Source organism: Paramuribaculum intestinale, assembly GCF_003024925.1.
Taxonomy (GTDB): Bacteria; Bacteroidota; Bacteroidia; order Bacteroidales; family Muribaculaceae; genus Paramuribaculum; species Paramuribaculum intestinale.
This window is the reverse complement of record NZ_PUED01000003.1, coordinates 1-15,309: the sequence shown is the minus strand read 5'-3', so window position 1 is coordinate 15,309 and position 15,309 is coordinate 1. Positions and strand designations below refer to the sequence as shown.

General features: G+C 53.2%; 12 protein-coding genes and 3 tRNA genes. 8 read left to right on the top strand and 7 right to left on the bottom strand.

Features of this window, described 5'->3' with window-relative positions:
- Nucleotides 1-50 precede the first annotated feature (50 nt).
- A complete protein-coding gene (locus C5O24_RS00605; protein WP_237612976.1) occupies nucleotides 51-761 on the top strand; it encodes a YiaD family glycine zipper/OmpA-like lipoprotein in 711 nt (236 codons plus the stop codon).
- Nucleotides 762-892: 131 nt separating this feature from the next.
- Here C5O24_RS00605 and C5O24_RS00600 read toward each other — a convergent pair whose 3' ends face one another.
- Nucleotides 893-2,764 (bottom strand): ABC-F family ATP-binding cassette domain-containing protein, encoded by a 1,872-nt coding sequence (locus C5O24_RS00600; RefSeq protein WP_107681338.1) that lies wholly within the window; start codon nucleotides 2,762-2,764, stop codon nucleotides 893-895.
- Between the two features lie 104 nt (nucleotides 2,765-2,868).
- Here C5O24_RS00600 and C5O24_RS00595 point away from each other — a divergent pair, with 104 nt between their 5' ends.
- Nucleotides 2,869-3,801: an ABC transporter ATP-binding protein gene (locus tag C5O24_RS00595; protein WP_107035233.1), complete on the top strand. Its 933-nt coding sequence runs from the start codon at nucleotides 2,869-2,871 to the stop codon at nucleotides 3,799-3,801.
- A 3-nt stretch (nucleotides 3,802-3,804) separates the two neighbouring features.
- The gene (locus tag C5O24_RS00590) at nucleotides 3,805-5,121 is read left to right on the top strand and encodes an ABC transporter permease (RefSeq protein ID WP_107035234.1); all 1,317 of its coding nucleotides are present in this window, start codon (nucleotides 3,805-3,807) and stop codon (nucleotides 5,119-5,121) included.
- Nucleotides 5,122-5,499: 378 nt separating this feature from the next.
- On the opposite strand, the gene C5O24_RS00585 is transcribed toward C5O24_RS00590, so the two are convergent.
- Together C5O24_RS00585 and C5O24_RS00580 are read right to left on the bottom strand one after the other, a co-directional pair.
- The gene (locus C5O24_RS00585) at nucleotides 5,500-6,552 is read right to left on the bottom strand and encodes a GNAT family N-acetyltransferase (RefSeq protein ID WP_161553747.1); all 1,053 of its coding nucleotides are present in this window, start codon (nucleotides 6,550-6,552) and stop codon (nucleotides 5,500-5,502) included.
- Between the two features lie 154 nt (nucleotides 6,553-6,706).
- Nucleotides 6,707-8,227 (bottom strand): DUF4301 family protein, encoded by a 1,521-nt coding sequence (locus C5O24_RS00580; RefSeq protein ID WP_107681332.1) that lies wholly within the window; start codon nucleotides 8,225-8,227, stop codon nucleotides 6,707-6,709.
- Nucleotides 8,228-8,385: 158 nt separating this feature from the next.
- Here C5O24_RS00580 and C5O24_RS00575 point away from each other — a divergent pair, with 158 nt between their 5' ends.
- From C5O24_RS00575 to C5O24_RS00565, 3 genes are all read left to right on the top strand, one after another.
- A complete protein-coding gene (locus C5O24_RS00575) occupies nucleotides 8,386-8,964 on the top strand; it encodes an L-threonylcarbamoyladenylate synthase (RefSeq protein WP_107681331.1) in 579 nt (192 codons plus the stop codon).
- Between the two features lie 83 nt (nucleotides 8,965-9,047).
- The gene (locus C5O24_RS00570; protein ID WP_107035304.1) at nucleotides 9,048-10,805 is read left to right on the top strand and encodes a chloride channel protein; all 1,758 of its coding nucleotides are present in this window, start codon (nucleotides 9,048-9,050) and stop codon (nucleotides 10,803-10,805) included.
- Nucleotides 10,806-10,973: 168 nt separating this feature from the next.
- Nucleotides 10,974-11,231 (top strand): hypothetical protein, encoded by a 258-nt coding sequence (locus C5O24_RS00565; RefSeq protein ID WP_107681330.1) that lies wholly within the window; start codon nucleotides 10,974-10,976, stop codon nucleotides 11,229-11,231.
- Nucleotides 11,232-11,330: 99 nt separating this feature from the next.
- Here the strand turns inward: C5O24_RS00565 and C5O24_RS00560 are convergent, their stop codons facing one another.
- From C5O24_RS00560 to C5O24_RS00545, 4 genes are all read right to left on the bottom strand, one after another.
- Nucleotides 11,331-11,612 carry a hypothetical protein gene (locus C5O24_RS00560; RefSeq protein ID WP_133165417.1) on the bottom strand — a complete coding sequence of 94 codons (282 nt, stop codon included), beginning with the start codon at nucleotides 11,610-11,612 and terminating at the stop codon, nucleotides 11,331-11,333.
- 58 nt (nucleotides 11,613-11,670) lie between these two features.
- Nucleotides 11,671-11,748: transfer RNA gene (locus tag C5O24_RS00555), tRNA-Val, on the bottom strand.
- A 48-nt stretch (nucleotides 11,749-11,796) separates the two neighbouring features.
- Nucleotides 11,797-11,874: transfer RNA gene (locus C5O24_RS00550), tRNA-Val, on the bottom strand.
- Nucleotides 11,875-11,921: 47 nt separating this feature from the next.
- Nucleotides 11,922-11,999: transfer RNA gene (locus C5O24_RS00545), tRNA-Val, on the bottom strand.
- Nucleotides 12,000-12,189: 190 nt separating this feature from the next.
- Between C5O24_RS00545 and mltG the strand changes: the two genes are divergently transcribed.
- Both mltG and C5O24_RS00535 read left to right on the top strand, forming a co-directional pair.
- Nucleotides 12,190-13,236 (top strand): endolytic transglycosylase MltG, encoded by a 1,047-nt coding sequence (mltG, locus tag C5O24_RS00540; RefSeq protein ID WP_107035240.1) that lies wholly within the window; start codon nucleotides 12,190-12,192, stop codon nucleotides 13,234-13,236.
- A 192-nt stretch (nucleotides 13,237-13,428) separates the two neighbouring features.
- On the top strand, nucleotides 13,429-15,309 hold a 1,881-nt coding region (locus C5O24_RS00535; protein WP_107035241.1), incomplete at its 3' end, for a DNA cytosine methyltransferase.

Here is a 15,309-nt window from a genome sequence, read left to right as displayed (position 1 = left end):
TTTGCAGACTCATAACCGACAAATGTGAAATTTATTAAATGATTCGAAAAATGAAAAAGACTCTGAAAATCATGGGAGCAAGTGTCATGGCACTTTGCCTGCTCATAAGCGCCGGCTGTAGCAGCATGACCAATACCGGCAAAGGAGCACTTATCGGCGGTGGCGGCGGAGCCGCCCTTGGAGCCGGTCTGGGCGCTATCATAGGCGGCGGCAAGGGCGCGGCTATCGGCAGCGCTATCGGAGCCGGCGTCGGTGCAGGCGCAGGAGCGCTCATCGGCAAGAAAATGGACAAGCAGCAGCAGGAACTGCAGCGCGAACTGGCCGAAAAGGCTCAGGTGGAAGAGGTTAAAGATCAGAACGGACTCCAGGCCATCAAGGTGACATTCAGCTCCGGCATCCTGTTCCCCACCAACGGTACTACCCTCAGCACATCGGCACGCAATGACCTGACGCCGTTTGCCACATCGCTGCTCAACAATCCTGACACAAACGTGCAAATCTACGGCTTTACCGATGATACCGGCACAATGGCTGTCAACACACGTGTGGCCGACGGACGTGCCAACGCCGTGCGTCAGTTCCTGCTCAACAGCGGAGTCGCAGCCAACCGTCTGACAGCCGAAGGCATACCCATGGCCGACTATGTGGCTTCCAACGCCACTCCCGAAGGGCGCCAGCAGAACCGTCGTGTGGAGATCTACATCACTGCAAGCAAGCAGATGATCGAACAGGCCGAAGCCGGCACGCTATCCATGCGCTAAGCCTCACACGCCCATAGGCAACGTAACATACGGGTACACACCCGATCAAAGACAACAGAAGCCATCATCTCCGCAAGGAGAGGTGGCTTCTGTCATATATATATCCGTACCGGCCTGTATCGACCCGCTGGTCAAGCTTTTTCCGAAAGTTCGAGCCATCGCATCTCTTTTTCGTCAAGAGCCTGCATCACAGCCTGGTATCTGACCGATGCCGAGGCAATCTTTTCGGAGGACGCTCCTGAGTTGAATAGAGCCTCGAGCTGCGACTTCTCGTCATTGAGATCCTCAAGTTCGGCTTCAAGCGACTCAAACTCTCTACGCTCCTTGAATGTCAGCTTCTGCCGCTCCGGCTCCGACCGCTGCTTTTCCCTGACCGGTTCGGAAGCCGACTGTTTCGACGACGCCTCCGTATCGCGCTGCCTTTCGTCCTCCCAGGCTCTCCACTCCGTGTAGTTGCCGGGGAAGTCATACACTTCGCCGGTGCCGTCGAGCACAAACAGATGATCGACGATCGAATCGAGAAAGAATCGGTCGTGACTTATCACTATAAGACACCCCTTGAACTCCGCAAGATACTCCTCAAGTATGCCGAGAGTCATGATGTCAAGATCGTTGGTCGGCTCGTCGAGTATCAGGAAGTTGGGCGACCGCATCAGCACCGTTGCCAGCTGCAGCCGGCAACGCTCTCCCCCGCTGAGCGTGCGTATATACTTCTGCTGCTCCGACGGCTCAAACATAAACCGCTTCAGCCACTGCATGGGCGAATACCGCGCTCCCCCGTCGTTTACGCTCACCTCCTCGGCATAGTCGGTGATGGCGTCGATCACCCGCTTGTCGGGGTCAAACTCCATTCCCTCCTGGCTGTAGTAGCCGAAGCGCACCGTTTCGCCTACATTCCATCTGCCGCCGTCCTGATCCACCAGACCCATGAGCATCTTTATGAATGTGGATTTGCCGGCACCGTTGCGGCCTATGATGCCAAGCTTCTCGTAACGCGCGAACACGTATGAGAAATCACGCAGGATCACCTTGTCGCCGAAGCTCTTGGATATGTGTTCGGCCTCGAATATCTTTGACCCTATATAGGAGGAGTCGACATCAAGATTGACCTTTCGCTCCGACAGGTTGACCATGGAGCGTTTGCGCAGATCATGATAGGCGTCGATACGGTACTTGGCCTTCCCGGCTCTTGCCTGCGGCTGGCGGCGCATCCACTCGGTTTCGCGCCGCAGAGTGTTGCGCACGCGGTCGAGCTCGGCAGCCATAGCCTCATAGCGCTCCTCGCGCCGCCGCAGATAATATTCGAAATTGCCGTCGTAGGAAAACAGTTCCTGACGGTCGATCTCGATTATCCGGTTGCACACACGGTCAAGAAAATATCGGTCATGAGTCACCATGAGCAGCGTGGCCCGCGACTTGGTGAGATATGCCTCAAGCCACTCTATGACGTCGAGATCCAGATGATTGGTAGGCTCGTCGAGTATGAGCATCGAAGGCTCGTCGAGCAGCGTGGCCGCAAGCGCCACGCGCTTACGCTGTCCGCCCGAGAGATGATCCATAGGCTGGGAGGTGTCATTGATGCGCAGCTGCGCGAGCAATTGCGTCAGGCGGTCCTCGAAGTTCCAAGCCGAAGCTTCGTCCATGCGGTGCGTGGCCTCGGCTATAAGCATGTCGTCGCCACTCGCAAGAGCCTTGCGATAGGCACCCACAGCCTTTGCAGCCGGAGTGTCGGCCATCAGACAGGCATCAAGCACGGTTGTACCGGGACTATACACCGGCAACTGCGGCAGATAGCCTATGCGCAGGCCGCTCCGCGCCGTCACCGTACCGCTGTCGGGAGCTTCCTCCCCGGCTATGATACGCAGCATGGTTGACTTGCCAGTGCCGTTTTTGGCCACAATACCTATTTTGTCGCCCTCATTGATGCCGAAAGTGACATCAGCGAAAAGCATCCGGTCGCCATAGCTTTTGGTCAGACCCTCTATCTGCAGAAACGAATTCAGTGCCATACCACAAAATTAGACAATTTTTGGCGTGCCGTGAAATTTTCACAGGTTATATGCGTCAAATTAAAATAAAGGAATAACTTTGGACAAAATTTCATGCAATGGACAATATACTTGAAGTAATCGGTGTAAGCAAGCACTATACCGGCCACAAAGCCCTCGACGACGTAAGCATAAGCATCGCCCCGGGCACTGTGTACGGTCTTCTCGGACCCAACGGAGCGGGAAAGACCACCCTCATCCGCATCATAAACCATATCACGGCTCCCGATAGCGGCACCGTGATGTTCGACGGCCATACTCTGACGGCCGACGACGTCAGCCAGATAGGGTATCTGCCGGAAGAGCGCGGACTATACAAGAAAATGAAAGTGGGCGAACAGGCCATATTCTTCGCCCGTCTCAAAGGACTTTCGAAAGCCGACGCCACGACGCAGCTCAAGCGATGGTTTGACAAATTCGGCATTTCCGACTGGTGGGACAAAAAGATAGAAGAACTGTCAAAAGGCATGGCGCAGAAAGTGCAGTTCATAGTCACGGTGCTCCACCGTCCGAAACTGCTCATATTCGACGAACCGTTCTCCGGATTCGATCCCATCAACGCCAATCTGCTCAAACAGGAGATACTGCAGCTGCGCGACGAAGGCAGCACGATCATCTTCTCGACCCACAACATGGGATCGGTCGAAGAGATATGCTCCGACATAACCCTTATCAACAAGGGCAAGAACATACTTACCGGCAATGTCGACGAACTGCGCCACCGTTTCAGCGACGGACGCTGCTCGCTCACGTTCACAGGCGATCCGCGCCTGCTTATGGAGCGCCTGCAGCCGATGTCGAGCGAATTTTTCCTCGACGAGCCGAAGGGCGCCGAGCAACGCCTCGAGCTCAAGCTGGCTCCAGAGGTGAAACTGCGCGACGTGATAGCAGCCGCCAACGAGGCGACCGACCTGATCGAAGTGGGACGCGTGATGGCGTCGATGAACGACATTTTCATTAAAACCGTAAAACAAACCGAAAACAACGACTGACCTATGGCAAACAACATATCGCTCGTCATACGACGCGAGTTTCTCGAACGAGTAAAGAAAAAGAGCTTTATCATCACCACCATACTTATGCCGGTGTTCATGCTCGCCATGATGGCCGCTCCGGCACTCATCATGATGGTGACAGGCAGCGAAGAACGCGGTATTACGGTGATCGACGAAACCGGCACTATCGGAGCACGGCTGCAGAGCGACAAAGAGACACACTTCACTCTGCTCGAATCCACTCCGCTCGACTCTGCGCTGGCCGATACAGAAGTGGCCGGAGTGCTCTACATACCGGCAGGTATCATGGACGGCAAGGTGAGTCCGCGTCTTTACACCAACGGCTCGTCGTCGATAGCGCTCGAAAACAATGTCAGCTCGCAGATCGACGGCATAATCGAGGAGGAGCGCCTCAAGCAGTATGACATCGAGAATCTCGACAAGATACTCGAAGAGGTGCACAGCGACGTGAAACTGATGAGCATCCGCAACGACAAGGAGGATGGCGAGTCACAATCGGCCTCGGCGGCCGTCAGCTATCTGATAGGCATCATACTGACATTCCTGCTCTACATGTGTCTGCTGCTCTACGGACAGATGGTGATGACGAGCATCATCGAAGAGAAAAACAACCGCGTACTCGAGATCGTCGTGTCGTCGGTCAAACCTACGCATCTCATGCTCGGCAAGATCTGCGGCATCGGTCTGGTAGCCGTCACGCAGATACTGATATGGGGAGTGCTCATAGCCGCGATGTCGGCCTTCGTGCTGCCTGCCATAATACCAGACACGGCTCTGACGGAAATGTCGGCGCTCAATGCCGGCACACTCGATGCCACCAGCGCCAGCATGGATGTGGAAATACTTCAGGCCATGTCGCTCATGAGCAATGTAGGCTACATACTCCAGCTCTTCGGGCTGCTGATACTCTTCCTGACAGGAGGATTTCTGCTCTATGCGGCCATATATGCTGCCATAGGCTCGGCTGTCGACAATATCCAGGACGCAAGTCAGCTTCAGTCGTTTGTCATATTCCCCATAATCATAGGCATCATATTCGGCATGACGGCTGCAAGCGACGCATCGTCGCCGGCCGCGATATGGACCTCGTTCATTCCGTTCACCTCACCGATGGTGATGATGGCCCGCGTGCCCTCGGGCATACCTATGTGGGAGATTGGCCTGTCACTGGCTATACTCTACGCAAGCTTCCTTCTGATGGTATGGATCGCCGCAAAGATCTACCGCGTCGGCATATTCATGTATGGCAAAAAACCCTCTATAAAGGATCTCATACGCTGGGCCCGATACAAATAAGCCCAACGTCGCGCCTATACATCCGGCGCATCCATAAACGGAAGCAACCATAAAAAATGGCGCCGTGTCACAATCATACTGACACGACGCCATTTTTTCAATTTTCCGGTTGATCAGCTATCCGGCTCGAATTTGATATATTGACCACCACCTACTCAAGCTTCTCCACATCCGAAGAAAACATACGTCACCCTGACGTTTCAGCCTCTTGGCGCTCTTCCAGTCGTTTTCCATTATAGCCTAATAAACCGACTCCGGGATTGTAGTGCACAGCGCCGCGTGCTGGGTCACACTCATATTGATGCAGGCCGATTCCATATACATGTACACCTTCTCGCACATCGGGTTGTCATCACGCACATACGTCACATAGACGCGTCACAGCACTGGTCTTACCGAGGGAAAACCGAGAACCGAGCCGATTTTCGGTGAAGAGAACGCCATGCGGCACAACACTTCGGCAGTTATGTCGAATGCCGGAGCGTCTGTCCGCTCGTCGGCCAGATACAGCGAGCCATTCTCGATCACATAGTAGTGGGAATTGTCGGGTATGATCCGATCGGTGACGCGCATCGTGGTGCACAATTCGGGATAAGCGGCAGCGACTGCCGACAGACACCGACCCACATCCACGATACGGGCCATGCCATACCCGTAAAGATGTCTGTTTCCGTCGCCCGGCAGAGCCATTATCCTCACGGCCACATCATGATACATGCGCCGAAGCTCATGCATCGCCGCCCTGATCGCTTCCGTATCAACACCGAGCAGATCGGTGACAGTCAACAGCTCACCGTCGGCCGACAACGAGGCCCACGCCATAGACACCACACGCCCTTCACTATCGGCCATAGCCACAAACGACTCCGTAGCGTCAGCGCCGATCGACTCCATGACACGACGCTGGAAATCCGTCCGAGAAACGATTAATGTGCACGGCCGCTGCATCTCCATTTCACGGAAAGCCATGTAGACTTCATCCGATGCCGGATTATCGACCGGATGATAACCGTGCCCGTTGCCGAATGTGTGTAACGACGTAAAGCGCTGTATGTCGTGATAAAAAACCGTCGAAAATCCCCAGCGACCGAAAAGAAAGCTGAGCCAGTCGTGCGTAGGCACAAGTGCCGCAATCATATCGCCGCGACGGCGAGCCGCTTCAAGCGCCGACATCATAAGTTCCGACATAAAGCCGTTGCCGCGCGAAGACCTGCGCGTGGCGCAGTGCGATATCATTGAAAGACCGACCATTTCGCCGTGAAACAGGAAATCGAAGCGACGCATCTCGAGCGTACTGACCGGCTGACCGCCCTTCTCGAGCAGCAGTATGTCGTTATCGTCACAGACCGCATCAAGCATCCGGCTGATGCGGGTATCGGAGTAGCCGAAGCACTCCTTCCATATTTTACGTGCAGCGTCTTTCTTTTCCATGACCATAGTAAATATCCATCGGGGGCGAGGCGGAGATCGCCGGGATTGGCCATGAAACACTCCACCCGTCCATAGTGATAACAACAGCGGCTCCGTAAGGTTTTTACGGAGCCGCTGACTATCGTTTAATCCCGGAAAGATTCCGGGCGTCAGGTCACTGATGGGCCGGGCGCAGAAGGTCGTTGACCGTCTTGACGGGATTGAAGGTTTCGACCGGCACCTCCACAAAGGCCGTATTCCAGTCGCTCATGGCGCCGTTCCACAGTCCGGGGAGTTCGAGCGCTTTCAGCTCCTTGCCGTGCGACGACTTGGAGGAGATGAAGCCTGTGGCCGGATCGGTGTGTGCCGTCAGGTCATAGTTGTCGCCATGACGATCTTTGATGTAGCATACCAGATCCACCGGATTGAAATGTGTGGCCGACTTGAGCATGGCCATATATTCCGGATTGTTCTTGTCGATCTGATGGCTTTCAAGTATCTGCAGCGAAGCCGAGCCGTCGGGATTGACAGCTACGAACGGACCGCCGCCCGGCTCACCCTCGTTGCGCACCATGCCGCACACACGCAGAGGCCGGTCGAGTTTGTCGTGGAGATACACGGCGCGATGAGGTATATCCATCTTGGTGAAATTCTTGTCGGAGAGCGACAGACGGTCGCGCATGAACACGAAAATCTCGTCAAGCAGCGGTTCGTCATACTTTCCGTCGGCGAGAGCCATCTGATATTCGACAATCCTGTCGCGGAGCTGCATCATATAGCCGGCAATGACCTCTTTATAACGCACCGTGGGCTGACGGAGCGCGTCGGGCACCACATTGTCGATATTCTTTATGAACACCACAGCCGAGTCGATGTCGTTGAGATTCTCTATGAGCGCTCCATGTCCTCCGGGACGGAAGAGCAGCTTTCCGTCCTCACGGAAAGGCGTGTTGTCGGGATTAGCGGCCACTGTGTCGGTCGACGGTTTCTGCTCCGAGAGCGAAATATTGAATTTCACTCCGGTGCGCTTCTCTGTGGCCGGCAACACCTCGGCTATCTTCTCCTCGAAAAGCTTGCGGTGATTGGCCGAAACAGTGAAGTGAAGATTGACCGTTCCGAGCGAATTGGCTGCTGTCTGGGCGCCTTCGGTCATCTGCTCCTCGAGCGGAGTGCGCGATCCGTCGGCATACTTGTGAAACTTCAGCAGACCTTTAGGAAGGCCTCCATAGTTCATCCCTTCAGGCTTGATGAGAGCAGAGATGAGTTCTTTTATGCGACCGGCGGCTATCAGCTCGCCGGCTGTGACTCCATAGAGCTTCACTGCCGTGGCGTCGAGCTCGGCGGCAAATGGCAGACGGGTGAAATTTTCCACAAGCTGAGCCACTGGCGAGCCGGGCGCCGGAGTGTCGTCCTCGCCGTCGACAAACTCAAACAGAGCCTTGAACATGCGGGATGCGGCTCCAGAAGCCGGCACGAACTTGGTGACCTCGCCACCCTCTGCAAGATAACGGTGCCAACGCTGACGGGCTTCCTCCTCCTGCTGAGGCGAAAGCAGAGTTATGCCGCGTCCCGGACGGGCGGCAGCTAAAATATCGAGAAACGGGAATCCTTGTTCGAAGCGTCGTAGCTGTGCGTCGAGCTGTGACTCAGTGATGCCTTTGGCCTCAAGCTGTGCCAGATCTTCAGGTTGTAACATGATATTGATATTGTTGGTTTATAATTTCCGGTCAACGGTCGCCGTAAGCCCCCACACAGAGCTTCAGGCAATCCGACCCCAAAAGTAAAATATTTTTTCGTAACATACGCTATGGCCCGACGGTTTTTTTTGCTATTTTTGCAGCATATTGACAAAATATGACGAAAGAAACAATAACCGACCTGGAATCAGCAGCCGACATCCTCAAAAAGGGCGGAGTAATCCTCTATCCCACCGACACCGTATGGGGCATAGGCTGCGATGCCACACGTCCGGAGGCCGTGGCGCGCGTCTACAGCATCAAACACCGAGTCGACTCCAAAGCGATGATATCGCTCGTGAGCGATGTGGCCATGCTGGAACGATGGGTCAACGAAATACCCGAAGCCGCCATGCAGCTTGCCAAAGTGGCTGTCAGGCCGCTGACCATAATCTATGACCGTCCGCGCGGACTGGCGCCCGGACTTCTCGCCCCCGACGGAAGCGCAGCCCTGCGCATCGCTTCCGACGAATTCTGCCAGCGCCTGTGCCGCCGTCTGCGCCGTCCGTTGGTGTCGACTTCGGCCAATATCAGCGGAGAGCCCGCTCCGGCCTGCTTCGCCGACATAAGCGAAGAAATCAAAAGCGCTGTCGACTACGTGGCCACCAGCCGTCGTCAGCAGTCAGAGAGCGGTGCACGTCCCTCGTCAGTAATCAAGATCTCCGATGGAGGTGTCATCAAAATCATACGCCCGTGACCGACCCTACGACCGATAAAGGCACCAGCGATGCCACGACTTACAGCGACGTGCGTCACAACGGACGCGCCCACAACCTCTTCATGAAGTTTCTCACCTGGCGTGAGAAACATGTCAAGGAGAAGACATTCGTCATCTTCGTTTCGCTGATAGTTGGCATACTCGGCGGTCTGGCCGCACTCCTGCTCAAGACGCTGATACATCTGATCTCGTCGGCTCTCACATCGCACCTGTCGATAACCGGAGGCAACTGGCTGTTTTTCATCTATCCGGCAGTGGGAGTGCTCATCACCGCTCTGTTTGTGCGCTATGTGGTGCGCGACAACATATCCCACGGTGTCACCCGGGTGCTGCATGCCATATCGCAGAACAAGAGCCGCCTGAAACGCCACAATACCTACACCTCGCTCGTGGCAAGCTCAATCACCATCGGCTTCGGCGGATCGGTCGGAGCCGAAGGCCCGATAGTCTACACCGGAGCCGCCATCGGATCGACGCTCGGCTCATGGCTGCGCATGTCGCCGAGGGTGCTGATGATCCTTGTGGGATGCGGCGCGGCGGCCGGCATAGCCGGAATTTTCAAAGCCCCGATAGCCGGTATGCTGTTCACACTCGAGGTGCTGATGATCGACCTGACCACCGTTTCGGTGATGCCGCTGCTTATCTCATCCATCACGGCCGCCACGATAGCCTACATCTTCACCGGCTACGACGTGGAGTTTTTCTTCGTGCAGAGCGAACCGTTCATGACCGCCCGCATCCCGTTCGCCATACTGCTCGGGGTGTTCACCGGACTCGTGTCGCTCTACTTCACCCGCGTAATGAACCTGATGGAGAACACCTTCAGAAAGATCAACAATCCGTGGTGGCGACTCGGTGCCGGCACCGTGCTGCTCTCTACCCTCATATTCCTGCTGCCGCCGCTCTACGGCGAAGGCTACGGATCGATCGTTGCACTGCTCAGCGGCAATATCTCCAGCATAGTCGACGGATCCATATTCTATTCCGACCGCGACAATGTGTGGTTCATATTGCTGTTTATCGGCATGATTATCATGGCCAAGGCATTCGCCACATCGGCCACCACCGGAGCCGGCGGCATAGGAGGCACGTTCGCGCCATCGCTCTACGTAGGGTGCATGGCCGGATTCTTCTTCGCCTATCTGCTCAACGAACTGTTCGGACTCGATCTGTCGGTTAAAAACTTCGCTCTGATGGGCATGGCCGGAGTGATGTCGGCCGTCATGCATGCACCGCTGATGGGCATCTTCCTGACGGCCGAACTGACCGGAGGCTACGAGCTGTTTCTGCCGCTGCTCATAGTGTCGACCCTGTCGTATGGCACTATCAAACTGTTCGAACCTTACAGCATCTACGCCATGCGACTGGCACAGCGCGGCGAGCTTCTGACCCACCACAAGGACAAGGCTGTGCTCACGCTGCTGAAAGTTGACAACGTGATCGAAACCGACTTCATGCCTGTCGACCCCAACATGAACCTGAAGGAGATGGTGGGTGTAATCTCGCGCTCCAACCGCAATCTGTATCCCGTGCTCGACAAAGAGGGCCGCCTGCAGGGAGTGGTGCTGCTCGACGAAATCCGCAACATCATGTTCCGCCCCGATCTCTACCGACGCATGTATGTCGACAAATTCATGAGCATACCCCCCGGACGGGTCGTCATCGGACAAAGCATGGAACAGGTGATGAAGACCTTCGACGACACAGGAGCGTGGAATCTGCCGGTGGTGGAACCCGACGGCACCTACGTAGGCTTTGTCAGCAAATCAAAGATCTTCAACTCCTACCGGCGGGTGCTCCGGCACTATTCTGAAGACTGACAGACAACAGAAAACATCGGACTGATACGATATTTCTCTCAAATCCGTCAAGTCTATTCAGGGAAAATCAGTAAATCATCACGTCTATACAACCTTTTAACTCAGGTGTGCCACGTTTTCGCACACCCATGTTGATAACTTTGCGTCAGAAAACAAACGCAAAGTACAATGAAACACATCAACTCCTCCGACGTGATCATAGCCAGTCTGACACAGTACGGCCGAAACGTGGCCAACCTCCGCATAAGCGGCCTTTCCGACCTCGGCCAGGTCATAGAATACATCAAGAAAGCCCTACACGGCATCATCGGAATGACCAGCCTGCGGCTTCGCAACGGCTCGCAGGGATGGGTTGAGGAACTACACCTGATGTTCGGAACATCACCGGCCGACAGCCGGAGACCACAGCAACTCTCACTCTTCTGAGCCGAACTGCAAAACGCAGACCACAAGGGACGGATCAGAGAACCGGAATGCTCATGAAGCGCCACAGTTTCATGAGACGCTGCAGAAAGGAAAAGATTGTCAGGGATTAAGCAGATCGGGATTGAAAAAACTCTCCACCTCGCGCGCCATTTCCAGCGCCCGGGCAGCCTTGCTCGACGGATTGATCGAAACTGCCTTGATATAATCGGAAGTAGCTTCAGAGCGACGACCGAGTTTCCACAGCAATTTGCCCCTGCAGAAAAAAATCTCATCGCAGTCAGGACATACAGCAGCCATATCACCGAGCAGAGCGATAGCCTCCTCTACCCTGCCCTCCGCGGCAAGCGACAGAGCTGCAGATATGTCGATATCGGTATTCATATAAAAGAGAAATCCCATGCTTTATCAACATGGGAGTAATCTAAAACTCTTAAATTAGTGGTGGGCGCTGAGGGATTCGAACCCCCGACCCTCTGCTTGTAAGGCAGACGCTCTGAACCAGCTGAGCTAAGCGCCCTCGATTATTCGAGGTGAGATATTTTCGGTCGACGATTTCCCGAATTAGTGGTGGGCGCTGAGGGATTCGAACCCCCGACCCTCTGCTTGTAAGGCAGACGCTCTGAACCAGCTGAGCTAAGCGCCCTCGATTGTTCGAGGTGAAATGCTTCCGGCAACGATTTTCGGGAATCGTGGTGGGCGCTGAGGGATTCGAACCCCCGACCCTCTGCTTGTAAGGCAGACGCTCTGAACCAGCTGAGCTAAGCGCCCTTCGTTTCCGAAAGCGATGCAAAGTTACTACCATTTTTTGAACTGACAATAATATTTCGACATTTTTTTACGATTTTTTTTAACAACGCTTCCTCGACGAAGCATTAACCACTGATTATACACGATTTAGACAAAAACGCCCTTCAAAACTTTTTTCATAGCATCTATAATTTGTAACTTTGCACACATCATGACTACCACACAAAAAAAGAAAAAGAAGACCACCGGAGGGATTCGCCTCGGAGTGCTGATCGCCGCAATTTCGGCAATATTACTGGCAGTAGGATGCTTGATATTCTGCATGAAATCCGCAACACCCACCGATCAGCCGCGATGGGTGAGAATACCCGCGGGCGCCGACCGCGCAGCCGTGGCCGACTCGCTGCGCTCGGCACTTGGCATCACATGCGGCAACCGCGTGTACACCATCTGGCGAACCATGGGAGGCACACCCTCGCGCGCCCATGGAGCCTACAGGTTCGACCATTCGACAAGCTCGGCCGGCGCAGCCCGACGCCTTAAAAACGGCACACAGTCGCCCGTGAAGGTGACATTCAACTATGCCCGCGATCTCGCCGATATGGCATCGAAAGTAACCCGCAACGTAGAGATCGGCTCCGAAGAATTTCTTGAGGCATGCGACACCCTCCTGCCACGCCACGGGTTCAGGCGTCAGCAGTTTCCGGCAGCATTCATGCCCGACACATACGAAGCCTACTGGACCGACAGCGGCGAACGGCTGGCGGAACGGATGCTCGAAGCGCGCAACAACTTCTGGGACGAACGCCGCCGACAGCGCGCCGCCGATCTCGGCATGACTCCCGCCGAGGTAGCCACCCTCGCCTCGATTGTCGAGGAGGAAACCGCCAAGGCCGACGAACGCCCGACCGTGGCACGCCTGTATCTCAACCGGCTGAAACGAGGCATGCTCCTTCAGGCCGACCCGACAGTGAAGTTCGCCACCGGCGACCCCACCCTTCGCCGCATCACCCGGCGACACCTCGCGGTGCAGTCGCCCTACAACACATATCTTCACCACGGACTCCCCCCGGGTCCGATAAGGATCGCCGACCGGCGCACCATCGACGCCGTGCTTGAGGCGCCGCTCCACAACTACATCTACATGTGCGCGCGTGAAGACTTTTCAGGCTACCACAATTTCGCAGCCGACTACCCCACACATCAGGCCAACGCCCGACGCTACCAGAAAGAGCTCGACCGCAGAGGCATTAGATAAGGCTGAACAAACACTGCCTTGCGGCTAAATGATATAGTTCAAAAAAAATTCGTAAATTTGCATTGTAAACACGCTCGAGCAGACAAATGACCACCCAATGTAAGTGACAACTCATCAACAAATCAAGAAACTTCCTTGTAGTCGTAAAAGGTTTGGTCGCCCGTCTGCCTACATGGAAGTTCTGATATATCTATGGCAGAGAAAAAAGAATTTCTCAAAGGGAGAAAACCTGTAACTTTTCTTGATTTGTTTGCTGGCGCCGGTGGCATCAGCGAGGGTTTTTTACAGGCATACACTCGTGATAAGTATTTTAAGTTTGTTCTTGCAAGCGACATAAACGAAAATTGCGAATTAACGCATACGGTTCGTTATAATCACCAATTTGGTCTTGACACAAAATTTCTTACTGAAGATATTATGTCTCCAACATTTATTCCACATCTTCTTGAGAAACTTGAAGATCAAGAAATAGATGTTGTTACGGGAGGACCAAGTTGTCAGTCATTCAGTCTCTCTGGTCGACGTAAACGTTTTGACAAACGAGATAACCTTTTCTTACATTATCTTAATGTCATCCGCAAACTTCGTCCAAAATACTTTGTAATGGAGAACGTCAAAGGTTTGCTTACGAAGGATAAAGGCAAATTCAAAGATGCTATCATCCACGAGATACGGTCAATCATTGATGACTCGAATATCCCGGATTTTGTTCTTTACTTAAGTAAGTTGCTTGATAAGACTGCATCTTCATTTGTAAAAAACTGTATTCTCACTAAAGTAAAAATCGAAGTCTCAGAAGATAACGAGGCAATCATGGAGCGTGATAATTTCATTGCGGTTCTTGACACGCAGTTCAAATCCATTACTCGTAAAATAGACTATCGTTTAAGCAAGTCCAATATCAATATCGCTACGATTCGTCATGGATTAAATCTTCTTCGTCGGACAGATGAACGTAATGCCATTTCTGCTGCGATAATAAATGAAAAGACCCATGCCGACATTGATAATGATTTCTTTGTAAATGGGTTCAACAGCTTCCTGTCTATGATAGATGATTCTACAATCATCAACACCATTCTATCTGCCATTGACACTTTCACGGAGTTTGATCATACCTCTAACGAGGTAAAAGAGTTCCGTGAAATGATAAAGTTGTATGCTTACACTCTTGACGAAACATTCGACTTTATCCGCTCTTACGCTATTTCTGACAAAAGCGAAGATGAATTCAACTCTCATCTTGAAGCCATTCGACTTTATCGTGTCGCTCGCCCCATTGTAGCTCTGTCTGCGAACTACGGTGTACCGCAAAATCGAGAACGAGTCCTTTTCATTGGTTGCAGAAAAGACCAGCAGTTAATAGACGATGTACCGGCAACCGTTAGTGATGAAGAAAAAGTTACTGTATATGAAGCTATACATGACCTTGATTTTATCGGTAACGGCAGTATGGAAACCAGTTATGGCAAAAGAAGAGTAATTGAAGATTGCGAACCTCTAATCCGCACTCGCGAAGTTCAAGGAAGACTTTCTCAATCCGACAATGCTCACACCTTCGCTGAATGGTCGAAAACAGGTCGTTTCTCCCATAGATTTACTTTTTCTTGTGAGCCTTTTTATGTACGCTCTATCGATGATTTGAAAAACAATCTTTTTTGTGAGGAACCTGCTCTTTATAATCATCAGACAAGCTCACAGAGCGATGAAGTGAAACAACGGCTATCTATAATCGCCAGACACGGTGCCTATGACGCAGATTGCAAACAGGAACTATCTGAACTCGGGCTCGATTCCAACAAACGCAACTATACCGTGTTGAATCCTAAAGGTCAAAGCCCGACCGTCGTTACCATGCCTGATGATTTTATACATTATGCCGCCCATCGTGCTATGACGGTCCGAGAAATGGCACGTCTTCAATCATTTGATGATTCATTCGTTTTCCAAGGCAAACGACAGACTGGTGGCAATAAACGTAAATCAGAAATTCCACAATATACACTTGTGGGCAATGCCGTTCCGCCTCTCATGGCGCGTGCCATTGCCAATACCATTCTGCAACATATAAAG